Annotated in this window: 22 protein-coding genes; 2 read left to right on the top strand and 20 right to left on the bottom strand. The window is 65.7% G+C overall.

Features of this window, described 5'->3' with window-relative positions:
• Position 1: 1 nt before the first annotated feature.
• From NXY83_RS10780 to pyrR, 4 genes are read right to left on the bottom strand one after another with little or no spacing between them, the layout of a single operon-like run.
• Entirely contained in the window at positions 2-520 is a 519-nt protein-coding gene (locus NXY83_RS10780) for a hypothetical protein (protein WP_258802242.1), read from the bottom strand.
• Entirely contained in the window at positions 520-1,857 is a 1,338-nt protein-coding gene (locus NXY83_RS10785; RefSeq protein ID WP_258802243.1) for a dihydroorotase, read from the bottom strand. Before NXY83_RS10785 ends, NXY83_RS10780 begins: the two co-directional genes overlap by 1 nt.
• Positions 1,857-2,888: an aspartate carbamoyltransferase catalytic subunit gene (locus NXY83_RS10790; RefSeq protein WP_258802244.1), complete on the bottom strand. Its 1,032-nt coding sequence runs from the start codon at positions 2,886-2,888 to the stop codon at positions 1,857-1,859. Before NXY83_RS10790 ends, NXY83_RS10785 begins: the two co-directional genes overlap by 1 nt.
• Positions 2,885-3,472: a bifunctional pyr operon transcriptional regulator/uracil phosphoribosyltransferase PyrR gene (gene pyrR / locus NXY83_RS10795; RefSeq protein ID WP_258802245.1), complete on the bottom strand. Its 588-nt coding sequence runs from the start codon at positions 3,470-3,472 to the stop codon at positions 2,885-2,887. The genes NXY83_RS10790 and pyrR overlap by 4 nt, the downstream gene beginning before the upstream one ends.
• Positions 3,473-3,651: 179 nt before the next feature.
• Between pyrR and NXY83_RS10800 the strand changes: the two genes are divergently transcribed.
• Positions 3,652-4,929 carry a PrsW family intramembrane metalloprotease gene (locus tag NXY83_RS10800; RefSeq protein ID WP_258802246.1) on the top strand — a complete coding sequence of 426 codons (1,278 nt, stop codon included), beginning with the start codon at positions 3,652-3,654 and terminating at the stop codon, positions 4,927-4,929.
• 93 nt (positions 4,930-5,022) lie between these two features.
• On the opposite strand, the gene nusB is transcribed toward NXY83_RS10800, so the two are convergent.
• The 14 genes from nusB to NXY83_RS10870 form a co-directional block, all read right to left on the bottom strand.
• Entirely contained in the window at positions 5,023-5,433 is a 411-nt protein-coding gene (gene nusB, locus NXY83_RS10805) for a transcription antitermination factor NusB (RefSeq protein WP_258802247.1), read from the bottom strand.
• Positions 5,433-5,996, bottom strand: a complete 564-nt coding sequence (gene efp, locus NXY83_RS10810) for an elongation factor P (protein ID WP_258802248.1) — start codon at positions 5,994-5,996, stop codon at positions 5,433-5,435. The genes nusB and efp overlap by 1 nt, the downstream gene beginning before the upstream one ends.
• A 173-nt stretch (positions 5,997-6,169) precedes the next feature.
• Positions 6,170-6,688: a tetratricopeptide repeat protein gene (locus NXY83_RS10815; protein WP_258802249.1), complete on the bottom strand. Its 519-nt coding sequence runs from the start codon at positions 6,686-6,688 to the stop codon at positions 6,170-6,172.
• Positions 6,688-7,779 carry a 3-dehydroquinate synthase gene (gene aroB, locus NXY83_RS10820; RefSeq protein ID WP_258802250.1) on the bottom strand — a complete coding sequence of 364 codons (1,092 nt, stop codon included), beginning with the start codon at positions 7,777-7,779 and terminating at the stop codon, positions 6,688-6,690. The genes NXY83_RS10815 and aroB overlap by 1 nt, the downstream gene beginning before the upstream one ends.
• Positions 7,776-8,345, bottom strand: a complete 570-nt coding sequence (locus NXY83_RS10825; RefSeq protein ID WP_258802251.1) for a shikimate kinase — start codon at positions 8,343-8,345, stop codon at positions 7,776-7,778. Before NXY83_RS10825 ends, aroB begins: the two co-directional genes overlap by 4 nt.
• Positions 8,345-9,544 carry a chorismate synthase gene (gene aroC / locus NXY83_RS10830; protein ID WP_258802252.1) on the bottom strand — a complete coding sequence of 400 codons (1,200 nt, stop codon included), beginning with the start codon at positions 9,542-9,544 and terminating at the stop codon, positions 8,345-8,347. The genes NXY83_RS10825 and aroC overlap by 1 nt, the downstream gene beginning before the upstream one ends.
• Before the next feature lie 26 nt (positions 9,545-9,570).
• Positions 9,571-10,431, bottom strand: a complete 861-nt coding sequence (locus NXY83_RS10835; RefSeq protein WP_258802253.1) for a shikimate dehydrogenase — start codon at positions 10,429-10,431, stop codon at positions 9,571-9,573.
• Positions 10,428-12,104, bottom strand: a complete 1,677-nt coding sequence (mltG, locus tag NXY83_RS10840) for an endolytic transglycosylase MltG (protein WP_258802254.1) — start codon at positions 12,102-12,104, stop codon at positions 10,428-10,430. The genes NXY83_RS10835 and mltG overlap by 4 nt, the downstream gene beginning before the upstream one ends.
• Positions 12,101-12,700, bottom strand: coding sequence for a Holliday junction resolvase RuvX (gene ruvX / locus NXY83_RS10845; RefSeq protein ID WP_258802255.1), 600 nt, complete (start codon positions 12,698-12,700; stop codon positions 12,101-12,103). Before ruvX ends, mltG begins: the two co-directional genes overlap by 4 nt.
• Positions 12,701-12,707: 7 nt before the next feature.
• Positions 12,708-15,386, bottom strand: coding sequence for an alanine--tRNA ligase (alaS, locus tag NXY83_RS10850; RefSeq protein WP_258802256.1), 2,679 nt, complete (start codon positions 15,384-15,386; stop codon positions 12,708-12,710).
• A gap of 125 nt (positions 15,387-15,511) precedes the next feature.
• Positions 15,512-15,742, bottom strand: a complete 231-nt coding sequence (locus tag NXY83_RS10855) for a DUF6167 family protein (RefSeq protein WP_258802257.1) — start codon at positions 15,740-15,742, stop codon at positions 15,512-15,514.
• Between the two features lie 16 nt (positions 15,743-15,758).
• Positions 15,759-16,133, bottom strand: coding sequence for a DUF948 domain-containing protein (locus NXY83_RS10860; RefSeq protein WP_258802258.1), 375 nt, complete (start codon positions 16,131-16,133; stop codon positions 15,759-15,761).
• A gap of 144 nt (positions 16,134-16,277) precedes the next feature.
• Positions 16,278-16,904: a 30S ribosomal protein S4 gene (gene rpsD, locus NXY83_RS10865; RefSeq protein WP_258802259.1), complete on the bottom strand. Its 627-nt coding sequence runs from the start codon at positions 16,902-16,904 to the stop codon at positions 16,278-16,280.
• 170 nt (positions 16,905-17,074) lie between these two features.
• On the bottom strand, positions 17,075-18,496 hold the full coding sequence (locus tag NXY83_RS10870) for a replication-associated recombination protein A (RefSeq protein WP_258802260.1): 1,422 nt from the start codon (positions 18,494-18,496) through the stop codon (positions 17,075-17,077).
• Positions 18,497-18,562: 66 nt separating this feature from the next.
• Here NXY83_RS10870 and NXY83_RS10875 point away from each other — a divergent pair, with 66 nt between their 5' ends.
• Positions 18,563-19,234, top strand: coding sequence for an acVLRF1 family peptidyl-tRNA hydrolase (locus NXY83_RS10875; protein WP_258802261.1), 672 nt, complete (start codon positions 18,563-18,565; stop codon positions 19,232-19,234).
• A gap of 20 nt (positions 19,235-19,254) precedes the next feature.
• Here NXY83_RS10875 and NXY83_RS10880 read toward each other — a convergent pair whose 3' ends face one another.
• Together NXY83_RS10880 and aspS are read right to left on the bottom strand one after the other, a co-directional pair.
• Positions 19,255-20,010, bottom strand: coding sequence for a GNAT family N-acetyltransferase (locus NXY83_RS10880; protein WP_258806163.1), 756 nt, complete (start codon positions 20,008-20,010; stop codon positions 19,255-19,257).
• A 128-nt stretch (positions 20,011-20,138) separates the two neighbouring features.
• The gene (gene aspS / locus NXY83_RS10885) at positions 20,139-21,941 is read right to left on the bottom strand and encodes an aspartate--tRNA ligase (protein WP_258802262.1); all 1,803 of its coding nucleotides are present in this window, start codon (positions 21,939-21,941) and stop codon (positions 20,139-20,141) included.
• Positions 21,942-22,056: the final 115 nt, after the last annotated feature.

A 22,056-nucleotide genomic window follows, 5' to 3' on the forward strand; every position in this document is an offset into this window, starting at 1 on the left:
CTTACTTTCCACTGTTGGCGTCGGCCGCCGGGGCTGACGAGATCAATTCCTGAAGTGCTGTGTACAGCAGGTCCTTGTCTGCGGCACGGCGGGTGCGGAAGCCGGTATCGAGCTCGTGGGAGCCGAGCATCCACGTCACCACCAGCAGGCCGTCCTTCTCTACGAACTTGCCGGCCATGCCGCTGTCCTGCCGTACGCCGCCGAGGGAGGCGGCAGGGATGTAGAGGTCCGGGGCGCCGGAACGGTCGAACAGGACACCGTGCCGGTACACCGCAAGGGTTGAGTTGGTGCGGATGCCCAGGCCATGCACGGCGATCCGGTCCAGCCAGTCGCCGCCGGTGGTGGAAGCGACGTACTGTCCCTCGGCGGTGGCGAGCGGCTCGCCGGGTGCCGTGGGCACCGGCGGCAATTGTTCGACGTCGGCCTGGCGCTTCAGGCGGTTCCGCCAGCCGATGGCCAGCAGGACAAAGACGACGGCGATGATCGCCAGCATCAGGAGTCCGGGAAGGATTTTGTCCATCAGGCGGCGCCGGCGCGAGCTGCTGCGGAGGTAAACGGCGTGTTGAGCCGGCCGTCCAGGACGGTGGGGTGTCCCTTGAAGAACGTGGCCACCACCTTGCCCGGCAGTTCCCGGCCCTTGAAGGGCGAATTGCGGCCCATGGTGGCCATTTGGAAGGGGTCCACGGTCCAGCGTGCGGCAGGATCCACCAGGATGACGTTGGCAGGCTCCCCTGCCTCCAGCGGCCTGCCCTGGTCCTCGAGCCGGCCGATTTTTGCCGCCGCGGTGGAGGTGACGCGCGCGAAATCCGCCCAGGTCATCAGGCCCGTTTCAATCATGGTGTCCTGCACCACTGACAACGCGGTCTCCAGGCCGGTCATGCCCATGGCGGCCTGTGCCCACTCACATTCCTTGTGCTCGCTGGGGTGCGGGGCGTGGTCGGTACCCACAACGTCGATGGTGCCGTCCGCCAGCCCCGCCCGCAGCGCCTGGACGTCCGCGTCCGTGCGCAGCGGCGGGTTGACCTTGTAGACGGGGTCGTAGCTGCGGACCAGGTCATCGGTCAGCAGCAGGTGGTGCGGCGTTACCTCGGCGGTAACGTTGATGCCGCGTTCCTTGGCCCAGCGGATGATTTCCACCGAACCTGCGGTGGAAACGTGGCAGACGTGCAGGCGGGAGCCTACATGCTGCGCCAGCAGGACGTCGCGGGCGATGATGCTTTCCTCGGCAACCGCCGGCCATCCGGTGAGCCCCAGCACGGCGGACACTTCGCCTTCGTTCATCTGGGCGCCGGCCGTGAGCCGCGGCTCCTGCGCATGCTGGGCCACTACACCGTCGAACGCCTTGACGTACTCCAGCGCCCGGCGCATCAGCACGGGATCGTGGACACAGATGCCGTCGTCGGAGAACATGCGGACCCGGGCACGGGAATCGGCCATGGCGCCCAGTTCCGCGAGTTGCTCCCCAGCGAGGCCTACGGTGACGGCACCCACGGGGCGGACGTCAACCCAGCCGGCCGCCTGGCCCAGCGAGTAAACCTGCTCCACCACGCCGGCGGTGTCGGCCACCGGCGTGCTGTTGGCCATGGCGTGTACCGCGGTGTAGCCGCCCAGCGCTGCGGCGCGGGTCCCCGTTTCCACCGTTTCGGCGTCCTCGCGGCCGGGTTCACGGAGGTGGGTGTGCACGTCCACCATTCCCGGGAGTGCCACCAAACCTGCGGCGTCGATGACGGTGCCGCCGTCAGCCGAAAGGCCGGTGCCGGTTTCGGCGATGATGCCGTCACGGATGAGCAGGTCCGCCGGATCCCCGCCCAGGATGGCGGCGCCTCGGATCAGGTAGGTTCCGGTGTTGGCTGCCATCAGTTGCTCTCCTTGGTGGAATGGGCGGTGCCGGCTGAAATAGCCATGACCGGGGTGGCGGCTGGTTCGCGGGTGTCCCCGGAGAGCAGCAGGTAAAGTGCGGCCATCCGCACGGAAACGCCGTTGCGGACCTGTGCCAGCACGGTGGACCGCGGTGAGTCCGCGGCGGCCGCGCAGATTTCCAGGCCCCGGTTCATGGGGCCGGGGTGCATGATGATGGTGTCCTTCATGCCGAGGTTGTCCAGGGACCGGAGGCGGTTGTCGTCGAAGCCCCAGCGGCGCGAGTACTCACGGGTGCTGGGGAAGAAGGACGCGTTCATCCGTTCGCCCTGCACGCGGAGCATCATGACCGCATCCACGCCTCCCGCGAGTGTTTCGTCCAGGTTGTAGCTGACCTTGCAGGGCCACTTGTCGACGCCGATGGGCAGCAGCGTAGGCGGGGCCACCAGGGTGACGTCCGCGCCGAGGGTGCGCAGGAGCCAGACGTTGGATCGGGCAACCCGGGAATGCAGGACGTCGCCGGCAATTGCTACGCGCATGCCCTTGAGGTCGGCGCCTTCGGAGCCGGTGCCGGCCAGGCGGGCCCAGTGCCGGCGCATGGTGAATGCGTCCAGAAGTGCCTGCGTGGGATGTTCATGGGTGCCGTCCCCGGCGTTGATGACGGCGGCATCGATCCAGTCCGTCGAAGCCAGCCGGTGGGGTGCGCCGGAGGCCCAATGGCGGATCACGACGGCGTCCGCACCCATCGCGGACAGCGTCTGGGCTGTGTCTTTCAGGGATTCCCCCTTGGACACCGAGGATCCCTTGGCGGCGAAGTTGATGACGTCCGCGGAGAGGCGCTTGGCAGCGGCTTCGAAGGAGATGCGGGTCCGGGTGGAGTCCTCGAAGAAGAGGTTCACCACCGTGCGGCCCCGCAGGGCGGGCAGCTTCTTGACTTCCCGGTCCCCGACTGCCGCCATTTCCTCGGCGGTGTCCAGGATGCGGATGGCGTTCGAAAGGCTGAGGTCCTGGGTGGAGAGCAGGTGCTTCACGATCCGCCTTCGATCACTACTTCATTGACGGGGGTGCCGCCGGGGGGCGTGTCGATCTCTTCGAGCCGGACCCGGACTTTTTCCGCGGAGGACGTGGGGAGATTCTTTCCTACATGGTCCGCGCGGATGGGAAGTTCCCGGTGGCCGCGGTCGATCAGCACGGCGAGCCTGACGATGCGGGGACGTCCGAGGTCGATGAGGGCATCCAGGGCGGCGCGGATGGTGCGGCCGGAGTAAAGGACGTCGTCGATCAGGACCACGACTTTGTTGTCGATGCCCGTACGCGGCAACTTTGTGGGATAGGGCGGACGCGTCCCCTGGTGGGAGAGGTCATCCCGGAACATGGTGACATCCAGTTGGCCCACAATGGCGGCGGCATCAACGGTGTTGTCTGCGGCGGCGATTTTTTCAGCCAGCCGGACTGCCAGCGGATAACCGCGGCGGGGAATGCCCAGCAGGACGAGGTCCTGGGATCCCTTGTTGGCCTCGAGAATCTCATGGGCGATACGAGTGAGTGCCCGGTCAATGTCTGCCTGGCTAAGGACTACCCTGGCTGGAACCGGTGCGCTGGTGACAGAAGTCAACGCTCGTCTCCCCTTTCCCCGCCTCACAGGACGGAATTAAAAAAGGATCATGTGCGTTCCAAAATTACCACACGGGTTCCCCCGGACGGGTGCCGGCAGAAAGCGTTGATGGTCACATCCGGTCCGCCGCCGTCCTGAGGTCCTTGGTACCGCGCCGCCTCCCCCCTAGGCTTTCGGATATGTCGATGTATCCCCGCCACCCGTCACCCGGCCAGCCGGAAGAGCCGCATTTCGGGAGGCCCGCGCCACTGCCAAGTGAGGCGAATCCGAGCTGGATGGGCCATGTCCAGCCGGAAAACTACCGCCCCGCCCCGGGGCACCAGGGCATGCCCGTGCATGCGGTGGTGCCGCCGCAGTACCAGGGCGCGGCAATCAGCGCGGCACGGACACGCGGCGGGCTGCTGGGGCTTACGGTGGCCGGCACCGCCCTGGCGTTCCTCAGCCTGTTCCTGGTGGTGCCCTTCCTGTTGTCGAACACCGGCACGGCTGGGTTCCTAATTGGATTCCTTGCGTCGCTGCTCCCGCTTTCCGTGGTGCTCCTGGCTGTTTATGTCATCGACAAGTGGGAGCCCGAGCCGAAACGGCTGCTGTATTTTGCCTTTACCTGGGGCGCGGCGGTGTCCATTGCCGTGACGCTCCTCATCCAGCCGTTCTTCGTGCTGGCGTTCCAGTTTTCCGACGTCCCGGACCTGCAGACATACATGGCCACTGTGCAGGCGCCCATTGTTGAGGAGTTTGCAAAATCCCTGGGCCTGCTCCTGCTTCTGCTCTTCGCCAGGAGGCATTTTGACGGGCCGGTGGACGGGGTGGTGTTCGCGTTCACCATTGCGGGAGGTTTCGCCTTTACCGAAAACATCCTCTACTTCGGCAGGGCCATCGCGGAGTCGGCGAGCCCGGCTAGCGACTTCGCCCAGGTCTTTTTCCTCCGCGGTGTTATGTCCCCCTTCGCCCATGCGATTTTTACGGGCACTACCGGCCTCATCATGGGTTTTGCGGCCAGGCGCTGGCATGCGGGCGCCTCTGTTGCCGCGTTCTTTGTGGGGCTCCTGCCGGCCATGATCCTGCACAACCGCTGGAACAGCATGGGCCAGGGCTTCCTGGTGGACTACATCCTGGTCCAGGTCCCCATCTTCTTCCTGGCGATAGGCGGCATCATCCTGTTGCGGGTGGCGGAGAAGCGGCTGACGCGCCAAAGGCTGCTTGAATACTCCGCCGCAGGCTGGTTCACGCCGGCCGAGGTGGAGCTTCTGGCGACGCTGGGCGGCCGGCGCACGGCCCTGAGCTGGGCGAGCGGCTACGGCAGGAAACGGCAGATGAAGGAATTCCTGAAAGCCGCGACGCACCTCGCGAACACCAGGCAGCGCATCCTCAGTGGACGCGACGTCCAGCTGCACCAGGCTGAGGAGAGGCAACAGCTGCAACGCATCCTCGCCCTGCGGGCGGCAGTAGCCGGTTGAGGCCTGTGCCGGGGGGAAGTTAAACAGCGAAAGGGCCGGCCCTCCACGGTGGTGGAGGCCGGCCCTTCGGCTGCAGTCAGGTGACCCGGCCTGCTAGGCGAGCAGCGAAGGCTTCAGCTGCTGCAGGCGGCCCAGGAGGCCGTTGATGAACTGGGGCGACTCGTCGGTGGAAAGGGTCTTGGCCAGCGACACGGCTTCGCTGACCGCCACTCCGTCCGGGACGTCGTCGTTGTACAGAAGTTCCCAGGTACCGATCCGCAGGATGATGCGGTCCACGGACGGCATCCGTTCAAGGCTCCAGCCCTGGGAGTAGGTTTCCAGGAATTCATCGATTGCGGGTTGCTGGGACAGCACGCCCTCAACGATTTCCAAGGTGTAGGGATTGACTATCTGGTCCGTCTTTTCCCGGCGTGCCCGAAGGACGTCGAAAGCAGATACCGAACGTTGCTCGGCCTCGAAAAGAACGTCCAGGGCCCTGCTGCGGGCTTTACCGCGTGCGCTCACTACTCGGTGACCCGGCCGAGGTAGCTGCCGTCACGGGTGTCCACCTTGACCTTGGTGTTGTTCTCGATGAACAGCGGAACCTGGATCTCGTAGCCGGTTTCCAGGGTGGCCGGCTTGGTGCCTGCCGAGGAACGGTCGCCCTGCAGGCCCGGTTCGGTGTAGGTGATCTCCAGCACGACGCTCGGCGGCAGTTCAAGGTAAAGCGGGGTGCCCTCATGGATGGCGATGTTGACCATCTGGTTTTCGAGCATGAAGTTGGTGGCATCGCCCACGGTGGCACCCGAGACCGTGATCTGGTCGTAGTCCGAGGTGTCCATGAATACGAAGTCCGCGCCGTCCTGGTACAGGTACTGGTAGTCGCGGCGGTCCACGGTGGCGGTCTCGATCTTGAGGCCGGCGTTGAACGTCTTGTCCACAACCTTGCCGGACATCACGTTGCGCATCTTGGTCCGTACAAAGGCGCCACCCTTGCCAGGCTTGACGTGCTGGAATTCAATGATGTTCCAGAGCTGGCCCTCAAGCTTCAGGACCGTTCCGTTCTTGATGTCGTTAGTGGTTGCCACTGGTTTCCTCTGGTTTCTGTGTCTGGTTACGTAGTCAGACGTTCTATGCCGGCCGGGCAGGCCAAAACGGCTTGCCGGCGCGTGTTTGTCAAAAATCGCGTGTTTCGAAAAAATCCAAGAACCATTCTACCGGTAAATGACCGCAAGCTTCCCGGTGGTCCATTCGGGCTGGTTCAGCAGGCCAGGTCAAGGACGTCCCGCGCCCGCTGAAGGGACAGTGTGGACGAATAGATCAGCGCCGCGTCCGCCGACTCTGCAACCTGCAGGTCCAGGGCACGCGCGAACGACTCAACCGCCGCGGAGGTCTGGCCGGCGGTGTACTGGGTCTTGCCAAGGAACTGCAGGACCAGTGCTTCCCGCGGCGTCCCCTGGACCTCGGCAAGGAGTTGGCGGAAAAGCTCCACGGCCCGGTCCAGGCGGTTGGTGACCCGGAGGACTTCGGCTTCAAAGGCACGCAGCCGGAAGGATTCGGGATCCTTGAACCGGGCTTCGGCCAGCAGTTCGGCAGCCTCGGATGCGTGCCCTTCCACGAGGAGGACAAAAATATGGTCCGCAGGATCGGCTGAGGCCGCCAGGGCCTCCCGGCATGCATCCTCGTTGACCATCTCGGGCAGCAGGGTTTCCGGGTTGATCCGGATCCCAGGGAACCCCGCTTCCGGCCAGTCTGCTGTACCCGTCACATCGCCCTGCATCAGGAGGCAATTTCCTGGTAGGCGGCGAACAGGAGCGACGTATCCGGAACGTCCAGTATTCCCGGCTTGGCGACGCCGTCCAGCACAACGAAGCGCAGCAGGTCACCCCGGGACTTCTTGTCGCGGCGCATCCCGTCCAGGAGGCCCTGCCAGCGGTCCCGGCGGTACGTGACGGGAAGCCCCATCCCGTCCAGGATGCTGCGGTGCCGGTCGGCATCGGCATCGCTGAGGCGTCCCACGCTCCGGGCCAGTTCAGCGGCGAACATCATACCCACGGACACGGCAGCCCCATGGCGCCAGGAATAGCGCTCCACCAGTTCGATGGCGTGGCCCAGGGTGTGCCCGTAGTTGAGGATTTCACGCAGCCCGGATTCCTTCAGGTCCTCCGAGACCACCTTCGCCTTGACGGCGATGGCCCTTTCGATGAGTTCCCGGATGGTGTCCGACTGGGGGTCCACCACGGCCGCAGTGTCCTTTTCCACCAGGTCCAGGATGGCGGGATCGGCGATGAAACCGCACTTGATGACCTCGGCCATGCCGGAGATGATTTCGTTTTTGGGCAGCGTGTTCAACGCGTCCAGGTCAGCGAGTACCGCGGCCGGTGGGTGGAATGCGCCCACCAGGTTCTTGCCCTCGGCGGTGTTGATGCCGGTCTTCCCGCCAACGGAGGCGTCCACCATTCCCAGCAGGCTGGTGGGCATGTGGATGACTTTGACGCCACGCAGCCACGTCGCGGCGACAAAACCGGCGAGGTCCGTGACCGCTCCCCCGCCCACGGCAACAATGGCGTCCGAGCGGGTGAAGTCGTTCTGCCCCAGGACCTGCCAACAAAAAGCGGCTACCTGGATGTGCTTGCCTTCCTCGGCATCCGGTATCTCCGCCGTCAGGGAGGTGAAGCCGGCGGCTGCCAGCTCATCCCGCACCGTGTCGCCGGTGAGCCGAAGGGCACGCGGGTGGATGACCAGGACACGCCGGACGCGTTCTCCGAGCAGCCCCGGAAGGTCACCCAGCAGCCCGCGTCCGACGACGACGTCGTAGTTATTCGCGGCGGATTCGCCGGTGACCTTGATCACTGTTGATTCGGTGCTCACTTTTCAACTTCCTGTTTGGCAGCTGCGTAGTTCCGCAGTGCTGCTTCGAGCCGCGCTCCAAGGTCGGAAACCGAGCCGTGGCGCACGTCCAGGGTGATGTCTGCCAGCCGTTCGTAGACCGGCTTGCGGGTGGCGAACATTGCTGTCCAGCGCCCCATGGCGTCCCCTGCCAGCAGTGGCCGCCCGGAATTGCGGGCGATCCGGCTGGCGACGGTATTGGCGTCGCATTCGAGATATACAACTGTGCAGCGGCTGAGCAGCTGCTGGGTTCCGGAATCAAGGACAGCCCCGCCGCCAAGGGAGATCACGGTGGTGGTGCCTTCAGCGGCCTCGACCGCGCCGGCAACCGTCCGGGCCTCAATCTCGCGGAACGCATGTTCACCGCGCCCAGCGAAGATCTCGGTTATGGAGCCGTGCGCCGCCACGATGACGGCGTCGGTATCCACGAAGGGGGCACCCAGCTGCTGGGCCAGCTGCTGCCCTATTGCAGACTTGCCCACAGCCATCGGACCGATCAGGACGATCGGCCGGTCGCCGACAGGACCAGTGTTGCTCCGGTGCGGCACTACTGGCCGATCGAGTCCAGGGACGCCGGAATGTTGTCCAGGTAACCCTTGATGTTCCGGGCGGTTTCGGCCACGGAGTCTCCGCCGAACTTCTCGGTAATGGCCTCGGCCAGGACCAGCGCCACCATGGCTTCGGCCACGACGCCGGCTGCGGGGACAGCACAGACGTCCGAGCGCTGGTGGTGTGCCTTCGCAGGCTCGCCGGTACTCACGTCGATGGTCCTCAGTGCACGGGGCACTGTGGCGATGGGCTTCATGGCAGCACGGACACGAAGGACGTCCCCGATGCTCATGCCGCCTTCGATGCCGCCTGCGCGGTTGCTGGTACGGATGATCCGGCCGTCTGCGTCCCGGACAATTTCATCGTGGGCAGCCGAACCGCGGCGTGCAGCGGTGAGGAAACCGTCACCTACTTCCACTCCCTTGATGGCCTGGATGCCCATCAGGGCGGCCGCCAGCCTGGAGTCCAGCCGCCGGTCCCAGTGCACGTAGCTGCCCAGTCCCGGGGGAAGGCCGTACGCGAGGACTTCCACCACGCCGCCGAGGGTTTCGCCTTCCTTGTGCGCGGCATCCACTTCCGCCACCATGGCGTCCGAGGTTTCACGGTCGAAGCAGCGCAGCGGATCAGCGTCAAGCGCGATCACGTCGGCCGGGACAGGCAGGGGACGTCCCTCCGGAACGGTCACGCTGGCGATGGAGACGGTGTGGCTGACCAGTTCGATCCCAAGGTGCTTGAGGAACTGCGCTGCCACGGTGCCCATGGCAACCCGGGTTGCGGTTTCGCGGGCGCTGGCCCGCTCCAGGACGGGACGGGCTTCGCCGAATCCGTACTTCTGCATGCCCGTGAAGTCGGCGTGGCCGGGCCGTGGCCGGGTCAGGGGGGCATTCCGCGCCTGTTCGGCGAGCAGTTCGGGATCCACCGGATCCGCTGACATGATCTGCTCCCACTTGGGCCATTCGGTGTTGCCCACCTGGATGGCAACGGGGCCGCCCTGGGTGAGGCCATGACGGACGCCGCCGAGGATGGTGACCACGTCCTGTTCAAACTTCATGCGTGCGCCCCGCCCGTAGCCCAGGCGCCGGCGGGCCAGAGAGTCTGCGATGTGCCCGCTGGTGATTTCCACACCGGCGGGGACGCCTTCAATAATTCCCATCAGAGCCGGACCATGGGATTCACCGGCAGTCAACCAACGCAACATAATTTCCATCCTGCCACGTAGGGCGGTCACAACGCCCGTCGGGCAAGGCCGACTGCGTCACACATCACATCTATGACAGCTGCATTAACGTCATCTCCGCGGCGGGTGAAAAGGCGCACCTGCTCCACGGCCTGGTACAGCAGCATTTCCAGGCCGGGCACAACGGCGCCGCCGCCTGCCTGCCACACGGAGGCGATCAGGCTTGGCCAGGGATCGTACGCCACGTCCAGCAGTACGCCAGGCGTTGGGGTTTTGAGGGCTGCGATCCCGGCCGCGAGAGAGTCTGCCGCCCGGGGCGGGAGGGTGGAGATGACGACGTCGGCACTGGCCGTTGGCTGGGCCGCTTCAGCGAGGGGACGAATGTGCAGGCCCACGCCAAGGCTTGCGGCTGCCGCGCGTACGTCCGCTGTGCGGGACACGTCCCGGACAAAGACCTGGGCGTTGTCCGTCCCGAGTTCCTTCAGGGCCGCGACGGCCGACGCTGCGGTTCCCCCGCCCCCGAGGACGACAGCAGAGGGGGCTGCTCCCGTCCCGGCGTGACGGAGGGCGTTGACGATTCCGGCCACGTCGGTGTTGGAGCCGATGGCCTTTGGCGCTCCATCGTGGTCTTCAAAGGAAACGGTGTTCACCACGCCCAGTGTCCGGGCGACGCCGCGTACTTCGTCCACGTGGCTGAGCATGGCGGTCTTCAGCGGCATGGTGACCGACAGCCCGCGCCACCCCGGCTGGTCGCGGATCTGCCGCATCAGCGACGGCAGCAGCTCCCCGGTGACGTCAATTGCCGTGTAACTGATCCCGATGCCGAGCTGCGTGTAGGCAGCAAGGTGCAGTGCCGGAGACTTCGAATGGCTGATCGGGTGGCCCAGGACGGCGGCCCGCAAACTCATGTGCAGCGGCCCACATTTGCCATGCACCAGGCGTTGTACTGCTCCACATAGACGTTGTGTTCGGCCAGGGTCCGGGAGAACTTTGTTTCCTTGGTGTCCAGGTTGATGGTCACCCAGTACAGGAAGTCATTGGACTTTGGCTTGGCCGCAGCGTCGATGGCCGTCTTGCCCGGCGAACCGATGGGTCCCGGCGGAAGGCCCGGGTTGGCGTACGTGTTGTACGGATTCGACTTGTCCCGGCGCTGCTCGTCCGTGAAGTTGTAGCTCTTGGTGCCAAGACCGTAGGTGACCGCTGAGTCCACCTGCAGGAAGCCGTTGGTCTGGTCGTTGGGCTCGAGCCGGTTGTAGATGGCACCGGCCACGTCGCCGTACTCTGCCTGTCCCCCCTCGGCCTGGACGATGCTGGCGACGATGACGGCCTCGTACTGCTTGGCAGGATCGGAAATTCCCTGCTCAACGAGTTCGTCGACCGTTATTTTGACCAGGGCCTGCAGGATGTCCTTTGCCGGTGTACCAAGCGGGAAGCGGTGCTCCCCCGGTGCAAGGTAGCCTTCCAGGTTCTTCGCATTCCCGGGCAGGCCGAACTGCGCCGGCTGGTCGCTTAATGCCTGCAGGTCCTGCATCGATATGCCGGATCCCTCGGAGATGGCCTGGAGCGATTCGCCGATGCGCAGCCCGGCGCTCAAGGCAAAGTAGATGACCTTGGTTTTGTCCTGGCCAAGCAGCACCTTGACGGCGTCGGCGTTCTTCATCTCGGCCTTGAAGGTGTAGTCACCCGGCGACAGCGTTCCGCCCGAAGCGTTGAACGCCTGCAGGAACGTGTCGGCGTTGGCCACGACGCCCTTGCTTTCGAGATCGGTGGCAACCGAGCGCGTGCCTTCACCGTTATCCACCGTCACCTGGACCTCTCCGGATCCCGGGCCCGGGAAATCGCTGGGCTTATCGGTGCCAAGGAGGGGCTTAAGGAACTGGGCGCCCACAGCCACGGCCGTGACGAACACCGCGAGTGTCAGGAAGAGCGCCAGGATCCTCCTGTTGCGCCGGACCTTCTTGGAGGGTTTGGCCACTACCTGTGCTGCGGATGAACCGGGGAGGAACTCATGGTGGGTTCCGGCGTCGTGGTGCACGTCGTAGTGGCTGGGGCCGGGATGGCCGTCCCCGTAGTGGGCCTCGTCCTGATACCCCTGCCCATGGTGTACGCCTTCCTGATAGTCATGCCCGGCCGCATGGTGCAGTGGGTCGGCGTAGTGGGTATCGGCTGCATGCTGGTACCCCACCAAAGCGGGCTCAGCGTGGGTGTCAGTCGCATCGTCGCCAGACATTCCGTCGTGCCGGGCATGCCCCTGATACTGAACGTCCTCAGGTGACGCAGCAGGTTCAGCGTGGTGTTCCACTTCGGCGGGAAGTGTTTCCTGGATGGAAGGAGGCGTCTCAGGAGCTGCGGGAACGTGCTGCGCGTCGGGAACGTGCTGAACCGGCGGTGCGGGAACGGCAGGCGGATCGGCGGGGGGCGGCGGAACATCATGTCCCGTTTCGTATGCCTGCTCGGGAACAATGTCCTGATCGCCGGTGTTGTGGCTCTTTTCGCGTGCCCGTATTTCCTTGCGGGTCAACGGCTTCGCTGTCCCGGCCCCGAAAGGGCCGGAAGCGTCGTCAATGTTGGCAGGGCTCACTGTTGCCTTCCATTATCTGAAGATCGGTCCGTGTCCCCCGGGCTGGCGGGGACAGACTGGTCCACCTCGCTGACCCCCAGGTCCACTGAAGGGGATGGCGCCGTCACGCGTGAGCCGACGTCCGCTCCCCTGGCTTTCTGCATGTCGATGGCGTGCTGAAGGATACCTGCCGCCGCGACCTGATCCACTACTTTACGGTGATTCCTGCTGCTCATGCCAGCTTCGTGCAGGTTACGGTGGGCCGCAACGCTGCTGAGCCGTTCATCCACCAGGTTTACCGGCACCGCCAATCCACGGCCGGCAAGCTCAGCGGCCAGCAGCAAAGCGTAATCGCCGGCCATCCGGGCGGATGCGTGCTCTTCGCCTTTCATGGTCCGGGGCAGCCCTACGATGACCTGCACAGCTCCCAGTTCCTCGGCCAGCTTGGCGATGACGCGGACGTCGGAGTTCTTCTTGGCGTTCCGGTCCAAGGTTTTGTAGGGCGTTGCGAGAATGGAATCACGGTCACAGATGGCCACCCCCACCCGGACCGTGCCGACGTCCACCCCCAGTTTGACGCCCTGGGGGTAACCGCCGGCAGCTGCAGGATTGCTCATGGCCGGATTAGCGCCGTTCGACGGCGTCGACGACGGCTGCCAGGGCTGCCCCCACCTTGCCGGCGTCGGTGCCGCCGCCCTGGGCGACGTCGTCCTTGCCGCCGCCGCCACCGCCGAGGATGCCGGCCGCCAGCCGTACCAGGGCACCGGCCTTGACCCCGGCAGCCCGGGCTGCTTCGTTGGTGGCGACCAGGATCATCGGGCGGTCGTTTGTTACGCCGGCCACGGCCACGGTGGCTGCTGCGGAACCCAGGCGGTTCCGCAGGTCGAGGGCCAGTCCCCGGAGGTCGTCGGCGCCGCTTACCGTGCCGGTGTCGTGGGCGATGATGCTAACGCCCGCGGCGTCCCTGGCGCTGTTGACCAGCTGGGCAGCGGCGGCAAGGAGCTGCTCCTTGCGCAGGCGGTCCAGCTCCTTCTCGGTTGCCTTAAGCTTGGCGAGCGTGGCCGCGATCCTGTCTGCCAGCTGCCCGGAGGGAACCTTCAGCATGTCGGTCAGTTCCGTCACCAGGGCGCGCTCGGCGGCGAGGTGCCGGAAGGCGTCCATGCCCACGAAGGCCTCAACCCGGCGGTTTCCTGATCCGACGGACTGCTCGCCAAGGAGGGAGAGGCTTCCGATCAGCGAGGTGTTGGCAACGTGGGTGCCGCCGCAGAGCTCGCGGGACCAGGCGCCGTCGATTTCCACAACACGGACTTCGCTGCCGTAGTTCTCGCCAAAGAGCGCCATCGCGCCCAGGGCCTTGGCCTCGGTCAATCCCATGACCTTGGTTTCCACAGCGTAGTTGTTGCGGATGGCCAGGTTGGAGACTTCCTCGATTTCCGACCGGGTGGCGGTGCTCAGTCCCTCGCCCCAGGCGAAGTCGAAGCGCAGGTAACCGGCTTTGTTGAAGGACCCGCGCTGGGTGGCTTCAGGCCCGAGGATCTGGTGGAGTGCGGCGTGCACAATGTGCGTGCCGGTGTGGGCCTGCTCGGCAGCATGCCGGCGGTCACGGTCAACGGCGGCGCGGACCAGGGAATCAGATCCGATCTCGCCCTCCCGCACGATGGCCTTGTGCACGCTGAGGCCCTTCAGTGGCCGCTGGACGTCGAGGACCTCGACGACGAACCCGTCACCTGTGATGAGCCCGGTATCGGCGGCCTGTCCACCGGCTTCAGCGTAGAACGGGGTCTCCGCGAGCACCAGCTCGATCTCATCCCCGGTTGAAGCCTGCTGTACCGGCCGGCCGGCCGCCAGCAACCCGCGGACACGGGACTCGCCGTCGAGCTCGGTGTAGCCGGTGAAGACCGTCTCGCCCTGGCCGAGGATCTCCTGGAAGGCGGAGAGGTCTGCGTGGCCGCCCTTCTTGCCCTTCGCGTCGGCCTGGGCGCGCTGGCGCTGCTCCAGCATGAGGCTGCGGAAGGCTGCTTCATCCACCTTCAGCCCCGCCTCTTCAGCCATTTCCAGGGTGAGGTCGATGGGGAAGCCGTAGGTGTCGTGCAGGGCGAAGGCATCGGCGCCGGACAGCGGCTTGTTTGCGGCCTTGGACTCCCTCACGGCGTCTTCAAGGCGTGCCGTACCGGAGGCGATGGTGCGAAGGAAGGCTTTCTCCTCGGCGTAGGCGATGCGGCTGATCCGGGCGAAATCGGTTTCGACAATCGGGTACACGCCCTTCATGGCGTCCCGGGAGGCCGGCAGCAGGTCGGGCAGGCAGGCCTGCTCCACACCGAGAAGGCGCATAGAGCGGACGGCACGCCGGATGAGGCGGCGCAGGACGTATCCGCGGCCCTCATTGGAAGGGGTGACACCGTCGGAAATCAGCATCAGGGCCGAGCGGATGTGGTCACCGACGACGCGCATCCGCACGTCGTCCGTGTGGTGCGGATCCTCGTCGGTTTCCGCGGAGGTGTATTCCTTGCCCGAAAGTTCGGCAGCTTTGTCGATGACGGGCCGGACCTGGTCCGTCTCGTACATGTTTTCGACACCCTGCAGGATCATGGCCAGGCGCTCCATGCCAAGGCCGGTGTCGATGTTGCGCTTGGGCAGCTCGCCCACCACATCGAAGTCTTCCTTGGAACGGACATTTTCGATCTGGTACTGCATGAACACGAGGTTCCAGATCTCGATGTAGCGGGTTTCGTCCGCCAGCGGACCGCCTTCAATGCCGTAGGCGGGGCCGCGGTCGTAGTAGATTTCCGAACAGGGGCCGGCCGGGCCGGGCTGGCCGGTGTGCCAGTAGTTGTCCGACTTGCCCATCTTCTGGATGCGCTCGGCGGGCACGCCGGTGTTTTTCAGCCACAGTTCCTTGGCTTCGTCGTCCTCTTCGTAGACCGTCACCCACAGCAGTTCGGGCGCAAGTCCATAGCCGCCGTCGTCAACGCTCTTGGTGAGCAGTTCCCACGCGAACCTGATGGCGTCTTCCTTGAAGTAGTCCCCGAAGGAGAAGTTGCCGCACATCTGGAAGAAGGTTCCGTGCCGTGCCGTCTTGCCCACTTCTTCGATGTCGCCCGTGCGGATGCACTTCTGCACACTGGTGGCCCGGGAGTAGGGGGCTTCTTCGCGGGCGGTGAGGTAGGGAATGAACGGAACCATGCCGGCCACCGTGAAAAGCAGCGAGGGGTCGCTGGAGACCAGCGATGCGGAGGGAACCGCCGTGTGGCCCTTGCTGACAAAAAAGTCCACCCAGCGCTTTGTGATCTCCTGCGACTTCATGAGCTGTTTTCTTACCCTTCTTGGTCCGCGCACTGGACGGCGCGGGGTGTTCGTTCGCGTGGCAGGATCCCAGGTACGGTTCCTGCCGGTTTGTTTCGACGGCTGGCCAGGCCAGTGCCTGCCGGTCAGCGGCGGGCCACTTCCCCTGACTCAACGCCAAGGGCGGCCCGAAGATCGGTTTCCCGTTCAAGCATTCCGGCGCGGACGGCGTCAGCGAAGTCGTAGACTCCGTCGGCAAGCCGGCCCACTGCCCGGTTGAGGCCTTCCGGTCCCAGGTTGGACTGCGCTTCGGTCACCTTGCGGAAGGCGATGACTCCGATGGCCACGCCGATTCCCATCCAAACAAGTCGTTTCATTTTCGTTCTCCGGGATTCAGCGGCTGCGGCGGCCGGCAGCGGGCTTCTTGCGGTTGGCCAGCGCGCTGCGCACGCCGTAGCTGAACGCCGCCACCCTGATGAGCGGCGAGCCTACGGTGGCGGCAACCAGGGATGACAGGGCCGAGAGGTTGGCGGAGGCGTCCGAGACGTTGGACGAGATGCCGTCCACCTTCTTCAACTGCCGGTTGGTGGTTGACACCGTGGCAGTGACCTCGTCCATCAGGGGCGTGGCGCCGTCGCTGATGGACCTGATGGCGGTCCGTACCTCGTCAAACACCTTGCCAAGCTTCAGGATGGGCACTGCGAGCAGCAGCACCAGCAGCGCAAACACCCCGGCAGCGATCAGGCCGGCAATATCGCCACCAGACATAGACGTTCATCTCCTCGAAATTCTGTGGTTCGGTCCATCCTGCACGCGCTGATGAAGCGCGTTCCGCAGATGTCCCCCAAGTACCTTACATACAAAGAAGCCCGTGGCGCTTGCCACGGGCTTCTTTGGATACGCTGCTGGAATTTAGCGTGCGTAGAATTCGACGACCAGCTGCTCTTCGCAGGTCACGGGGACCTCGGAGCGCTTGGGGCGGCGAACCAGGCGTGCCTGGAGGGCTTCCAGCTTGACGTCCAGGTATGCCGGAACGGTGGGCAGGACGTCGCGGTGGGCGCCGGCTGCTGCTACCTGGAGCGGAACCATGGTTTCGCTGCGGCTGTGGACGTGGACCAGCTGGCCCTCGCCGACGCGGAACGACGGACGGTCAACGCGGACGCCGTCAACCATGATGTGGCGGTGCACAACCAGCTGGCGGGCCTGGGCGATGGTGCGGGCAAAGCCGGCACGCAGGACCAGGGCGTCAAGACGCATTTCGAGCAGTTCGATGAGGTTTTCACCGGTCAGGCCCTTGGTGCGGCGGGCCTCTTCGAAGGCACGGGTCATCTGTGCTTCGCGGATGCCGTACTGGGCGCGCAGGCGCTGCTTTTCGCGCAGACGTACGGCGTAGTCGGAGTCCTGCTTCTTGCGGGCACGGCCATGCTCACCGGGGCCGTACGGGCGGCGCTCCATGTACTTGGCGGCCTTGGGGGTCAGAGCGATGCCGAGGGACCGCGAGAGGCGGGCCTGACGGCGAGCACGAGTGTTGTTAGCCACTTGTGTCCTTCCAATATCTGCGGTGTGTCAGTGTTACTGGCCTCCACGATGGAGAGCATCGGCCAACCGCTGCCTTTTGCTACTGGGCGCAGGCATAACCTTCTCAACGTAAAATTGGGGAGATTGTGCGTCCGCGCCTTGCCAGACAAACATCTATCCTACCACGGCGGCTACTTGCCCCGGACGATCTTCCGCAGCCGCTCCAGCCGCACCGCAATGTCCCGCTCCGCGCCGTTGGCGGTGGGCTGGTAGTAATCCTTTCCCACCAGGTCATCGGGCGGGTACTGCTGGGTGGCAACCCCGTGTGGAGCATCATGGGCGTACTTGTAACCGAGGCCGTGGCCCAACTGCTTCGAACCCGGATAGTGCGCGTCCCGCAGATGGGCGGGGATGCCGTTCCCCAGCCCCGCCCGAACGTCGGCGATTGCTTTGTTGATGCCCGTGTAGGCGGCGTTGGACTTTGGTGCTGTCGCGAGGTGCACCACAGCCTCGGCCAGGACGATGCGCCCCTCGGGCATGCCGATCAGCTGCACCGCCTGGGCTGCGGCCACAGCCGTCTGCAGGGCAGTGGGATCAGCCAACCCCACGTCCTCGGCTGCGGAGATCACGATCCGGCGGGCGACGAAGCGCGGGTCCTCCCCCGCTTCCAGCATCCTGGCGAGGTAGTGGAGGGCGGCGTCCACGTCGGAACCGCGGATGGATTTGATGAAGGCGCTGGCCACGTCATAGTGCTGGTCCCCCGCGCGGTCATAGCGGACAGCGGCGGCGTCGAGGGCGCGCTCGGTGTGCTTCAGTTCAACCTTGACGGGCCCGGCTTCGGCGTCGTCAGCATCACCGAAGGCCACTCCGGCCGCCGCTTCAAGGGCGGTCAGGGCGCGTCGGGCGTCGCCGCCGGAGAGCCGGACGAGGTGGGCCAGCGCTTCCGGATCGAGTTCAACCTTGCCGTCGAGGCCGCGCTGGTCCTGCACGGCCCGGACCAGGAGGCCTTCAATGTCTGCGTCTGTCAGCGGGCGGAGCGTGAGCAGCAGGGAACGGGACATGAGCGGCGATACGACGGAGAAGGACGGGTTTTCGGTGGTGGCGGCCACCAGCACCACCCAGCGGTTTTCGACGCCGGGCAGCAGGGCGTCCTGCTGGGCTTTGTTGAAGCGGTGGATCTCGTCCAGGAACAGGACAGTGGTGGTCCTATAGAGGTCGCGGGCGGTGAGCGCATCGTCCATCACGCGGCGGACATCCTTGACGCCCGCCGTGATCGCTGAGAGTTCAACGAACTTCCTGCCGGGACCGCGCGCGATGACGTGCGCGAGCGTGGTTTTTCCGGTTCCGGGCGGACCCCAGAGGATCAGCGAGGTGGGTCCCGCGGGGCCGGATGTGTCCGCTCCCGCCCCTGCAGCAAGTTGGCGCAAGGGTGACCCTTGGCCGAGGAGGTGTTGCTGGCCCACTACCTCGTCAAGGGTGCGGGGGCGCATCCGGACGGCCAGCGGGCCACGGGGAGAAGCGTTGCCCCCTCCTCCGGCGGTCCGGCCGGCGGCCGGCGCGCCGTTGTCGCCGTCGTCATCATTGCCTGGCCCGTGCCCGAAGAGATCATCCACATAGATAGGCTACTTCCAGTCGTTCGGCTTTCCCGCCGAAGTCCAGCTACCCCTAAGGATGCCGCCATGTCCGCACGAGCCGCCGGCGACCGGCCGCCCTCCGTCCGGACAGCTTTCGTTTCCGGCAGCCGGTTGGCCGGTTGGGCAGAGCGGTTCGCAGCCGCCCACGGCGGTTATCTGGAACGGGATGACGACGACGGGCTGCGCCTCCTGGCAGCCGACGGCACGGAAGCACTCCTGCAGGCGCCCTGGCCCGCGGACGGACGGCCCGGACGTGGGAGGGACGGGGTGGAGCGACTGGCGTCGCTTGCCTCGCAGCCCCGCCGTCTTGGCTTGTTGCTGGTCCGCCGGGGTGGTTACGGAGTGGGAATCGCCGCCGAAGGGGAACTGCTGGCTTCCAAGGTGGGCACCAGGTACGTGCAGTCCCGCACGGCGGCCGGCGGCCAGTCCCAGCAGCGGTTCGCCCGCCGCCGCTCCAACCAGGCCGATGCGCTCGTGGAGGCGGTGGCCGCGCAGGCTGCTGAGGTGTTCAGCCGGGAATCGTTCGAGTATGTGCTTCCCGGGGGCGACCGGCCGCTGGCGGACCTGGTCCTGGAACACCCCGCGCTGCGGGGATACGCCCGGCTGCCGCGGCTGGCCTACCTCGATGTGCCGGAGCCGAAGGCAGCCGTTGTGAAGAAGGCCGCGGTGGACGCCTGCTCGGTGCGGGTACAGGTAACGGACGCACCGGCCGCGTAGCGCCTGCCCCGGCAGCGGAGTCAGCAGCCCGTCGGCGCGCGCCGGGGACGTTCCTGGCGGTAGAGGTAGCGGCCCTCCTCCCGGAACCCGGCCTTGGCATAAAGCTCCTGGGCACCATGGTTGGCTGCGGTGACCAGCAGCCAGTAGCCGTCCAGCTTTCGGGAGGCCCCCTCCTGCAGCAGGGCGCGGAGGACATCGCTGCCATAGCCGCACCGGCGGGCGTCCGGATGCGTGGCCATGCAGTAGATGCCGCCCAGCGGCCCCGGCGTTGTGTCCGGTAAAACAAGGCGTCCGACGGCGGCGGGCCGGCCGTCGTCGCCGCGCACCAGTGCATACACCGAAGGGCAGCCTTCAAGGATTTCCCGGGCGGCTGCCGGGGCCTCCGCGCCGCCGCGCCCATCCACGTCCCACCACACCTCCAGCCATTCATCCGACGGCTGGGATGCCAGTTCCACGGGGCGGTCAGGCGGCGTGGTGCCCAGCGAGGCCTGACGGGTAAGGATCAGGGTTTCGGACTGCCGGGTGAAGCCTTCGGCATCAAGGAATGCATTGAGGGACGCGGTCCGGGGATCATCAAAAAGTTGGAAGATCACCGGCAGCCGGCGGCTGCGGTACCAGGATCTGGCCTCCCTGAGCAGTCCAGGGAACCCTTGTGCGCCGCCTTCCGGGTCCCGGCGCGGCCAGATGGAGTTGGCACGTTGCGTTACTCCGTCCGCGGCCCGGAAAACCCAGGCGTCCGTTTCATACCGTTCCAGACCAGGCCAGGCAGCATCCATTGCTGCCTCCACTTCTGAGGGTGATGTATGAACGACCGGCACGGAAGTGTCCACGAAAACTCCTTTACTCATAGGAGAGGCTCCCCGGCGCTGCCGGGGAGCCTCTCCTGCCATACAGCTGTCAGCGGCTACTTGGCGACCGCTTCGACTTTCTTCGCTTCGACCGGCTTGGTGGCCTCGGGCTTGAAGTCCACGCCCGCTTCCTTCCGCTGCTGAGGCGTGATGGGGGCCGGAGCGTCCGTGAGCGGGTCGTGGCCGCCGCCGGACTTCGGGAAGGCGATGACGTCGCGGATGGAGTCCACTCCTGCAAGCAGTGACACCACGCGGTCCCAACCAAAGGCGATTCCGCCGTGCGGGGGTGCGCCGTATTTGAAGCCCTCGAGCAGGAAGCCAAACTTGGTCTGGGCGTCCTCCTTGTCCAGGCCCATCAGCTCGAAGACGCGCTCCTGCACCTCGCGCTGGTGGATACGGATGGAGCCGCCGCCGATTTCGTTGCCGTTGCAGACAATGTCGTACGCGTAGGACAGTGCGGACTCGGGGTCCTTGTCGAAGGTGTCCAGAAACTCCGGCTTGGGCGACGTAAAGGCGTGGTGGACGGCCGTCCACTGGCCGGCGCCCACCGCTACGTCACCCGAGGCGACGGCGGCGGCGGCAGGCTCGAACATGGGTGCGTCCACGACCCAGCAGAACGCCCAGTCGTTGGGGTCGATCAAACCGGTCCGGTGGCCGATTTCCACGCGTGCGGCACCCAGGAGGGCGCGGGACGGCGTCTTTTCGCCGGCGGCGAAGAAGATGCAGTCACCGGGCTTGGCACCCACGGCGTCGGCCAGGCCGGCACGCTCGGTGTCGGTGAGGTTCTTGGCCACCGGACCGGCCAGCTCGCCGTCCTCCTTATACAGGACGTAGGCCAGTCCCTTGGCGCCACGCTGCTTGGCCCATTCCTGCCAGGCGTCCAGGGCGCGGCGTGCCTGCGAAGCTCCGCCGGGCATGACCACGGCGCCGACATACGATGCCTTGAAGACACCGAAGTTGGTGTCCTTGAAGAATTCCGTAAGCTCCGTCAGTTCCAGTCCGAAGCGGAGGTCCGGCTTGTCCGAACCGAAGCGGGCCATCGCATCGGCGTAGGTGATCCGCTGGATGGGTGTGGGGATCTCGACGTCGATCAGCTTCCACACTGCCTTGACGATGTTTTCGCCCAGCGTGATGATGTCGTCCTGGTCCACGAAGCTCGCCTCGATGTCCAGCTGGGTAAATTCCGGCTGGCGGTCCGCGCGGAAGTCCTCGTCCCGGTAGCAGCGGGCAATCTGGTAGTACTTTTCGAAGCCGCCCACCTGCAGGAGCTGCTTGAAAAGCTGCGGGGACTGCGGAAGGGCATACCAGGAGCCGGGCGCCAGGCGTGCCGGAACCAGGAAGTCACGGGCGCCTTCCGGCGTCGACCGCGTCAGCGTGGGGGTCTCGATTTCCACAAAGCCGTCCTGGTGGAGCAGTTCGCGGGCCACCCGGTTGGCTTCGGAGCGCAGCCGGAGGTTGCGGCTGGGGCCGGGGCGGCGGAGGTCCAGGTAGCGGTGCTTGAGGCGCGCTTCCTCGCCCACTTCCACGTGCTCGTCGATCTGGAACGGCAGCGGGTCCGAGGTGTTCAGGATGGTGACATCCTCGGCAATGACCTCGATCTCACCGGTGGCAAGCGCCGGGTTCTCGTTGCCTTCCGGCCGCTTCGAAACGGTGCCCTTGACCTGGAGGACGTACTCGTTGCGCAGCCCGTGGAAGACCTCTTCCTCGCGGACCACAACCTGCGCCACGCCGGATGCATCGCGCAGGTCCACGAATGCCACACCACCGTGATCACGACGGCGGCCCACCCAGCCGGCCAGGGTTACGGTTTGTCCAATGTGCTCGGAGCGAAGGGATCCGAGGTCATGTGTGCGCAGCACAGCACGCCTTTCTGCGGGAAAACAGTGGGAAATTTAAATGGACCATTCCAGGAACGGTCCCGTCCGAGTTTACCCGCTGGACAGGGACTGTCACCGCATGATGCACCGGGTGCGG

Origin of the sequence: Pseudarthrobacter sp. NS4 (assembly GCF_024758005.1) — a bacterium.
Classification (GTDB): domain Bacteria; phylum Actinomycetota; class Actinomycetes; order Actinomycetales; family Micrococcaceae; genus Arthrobacter.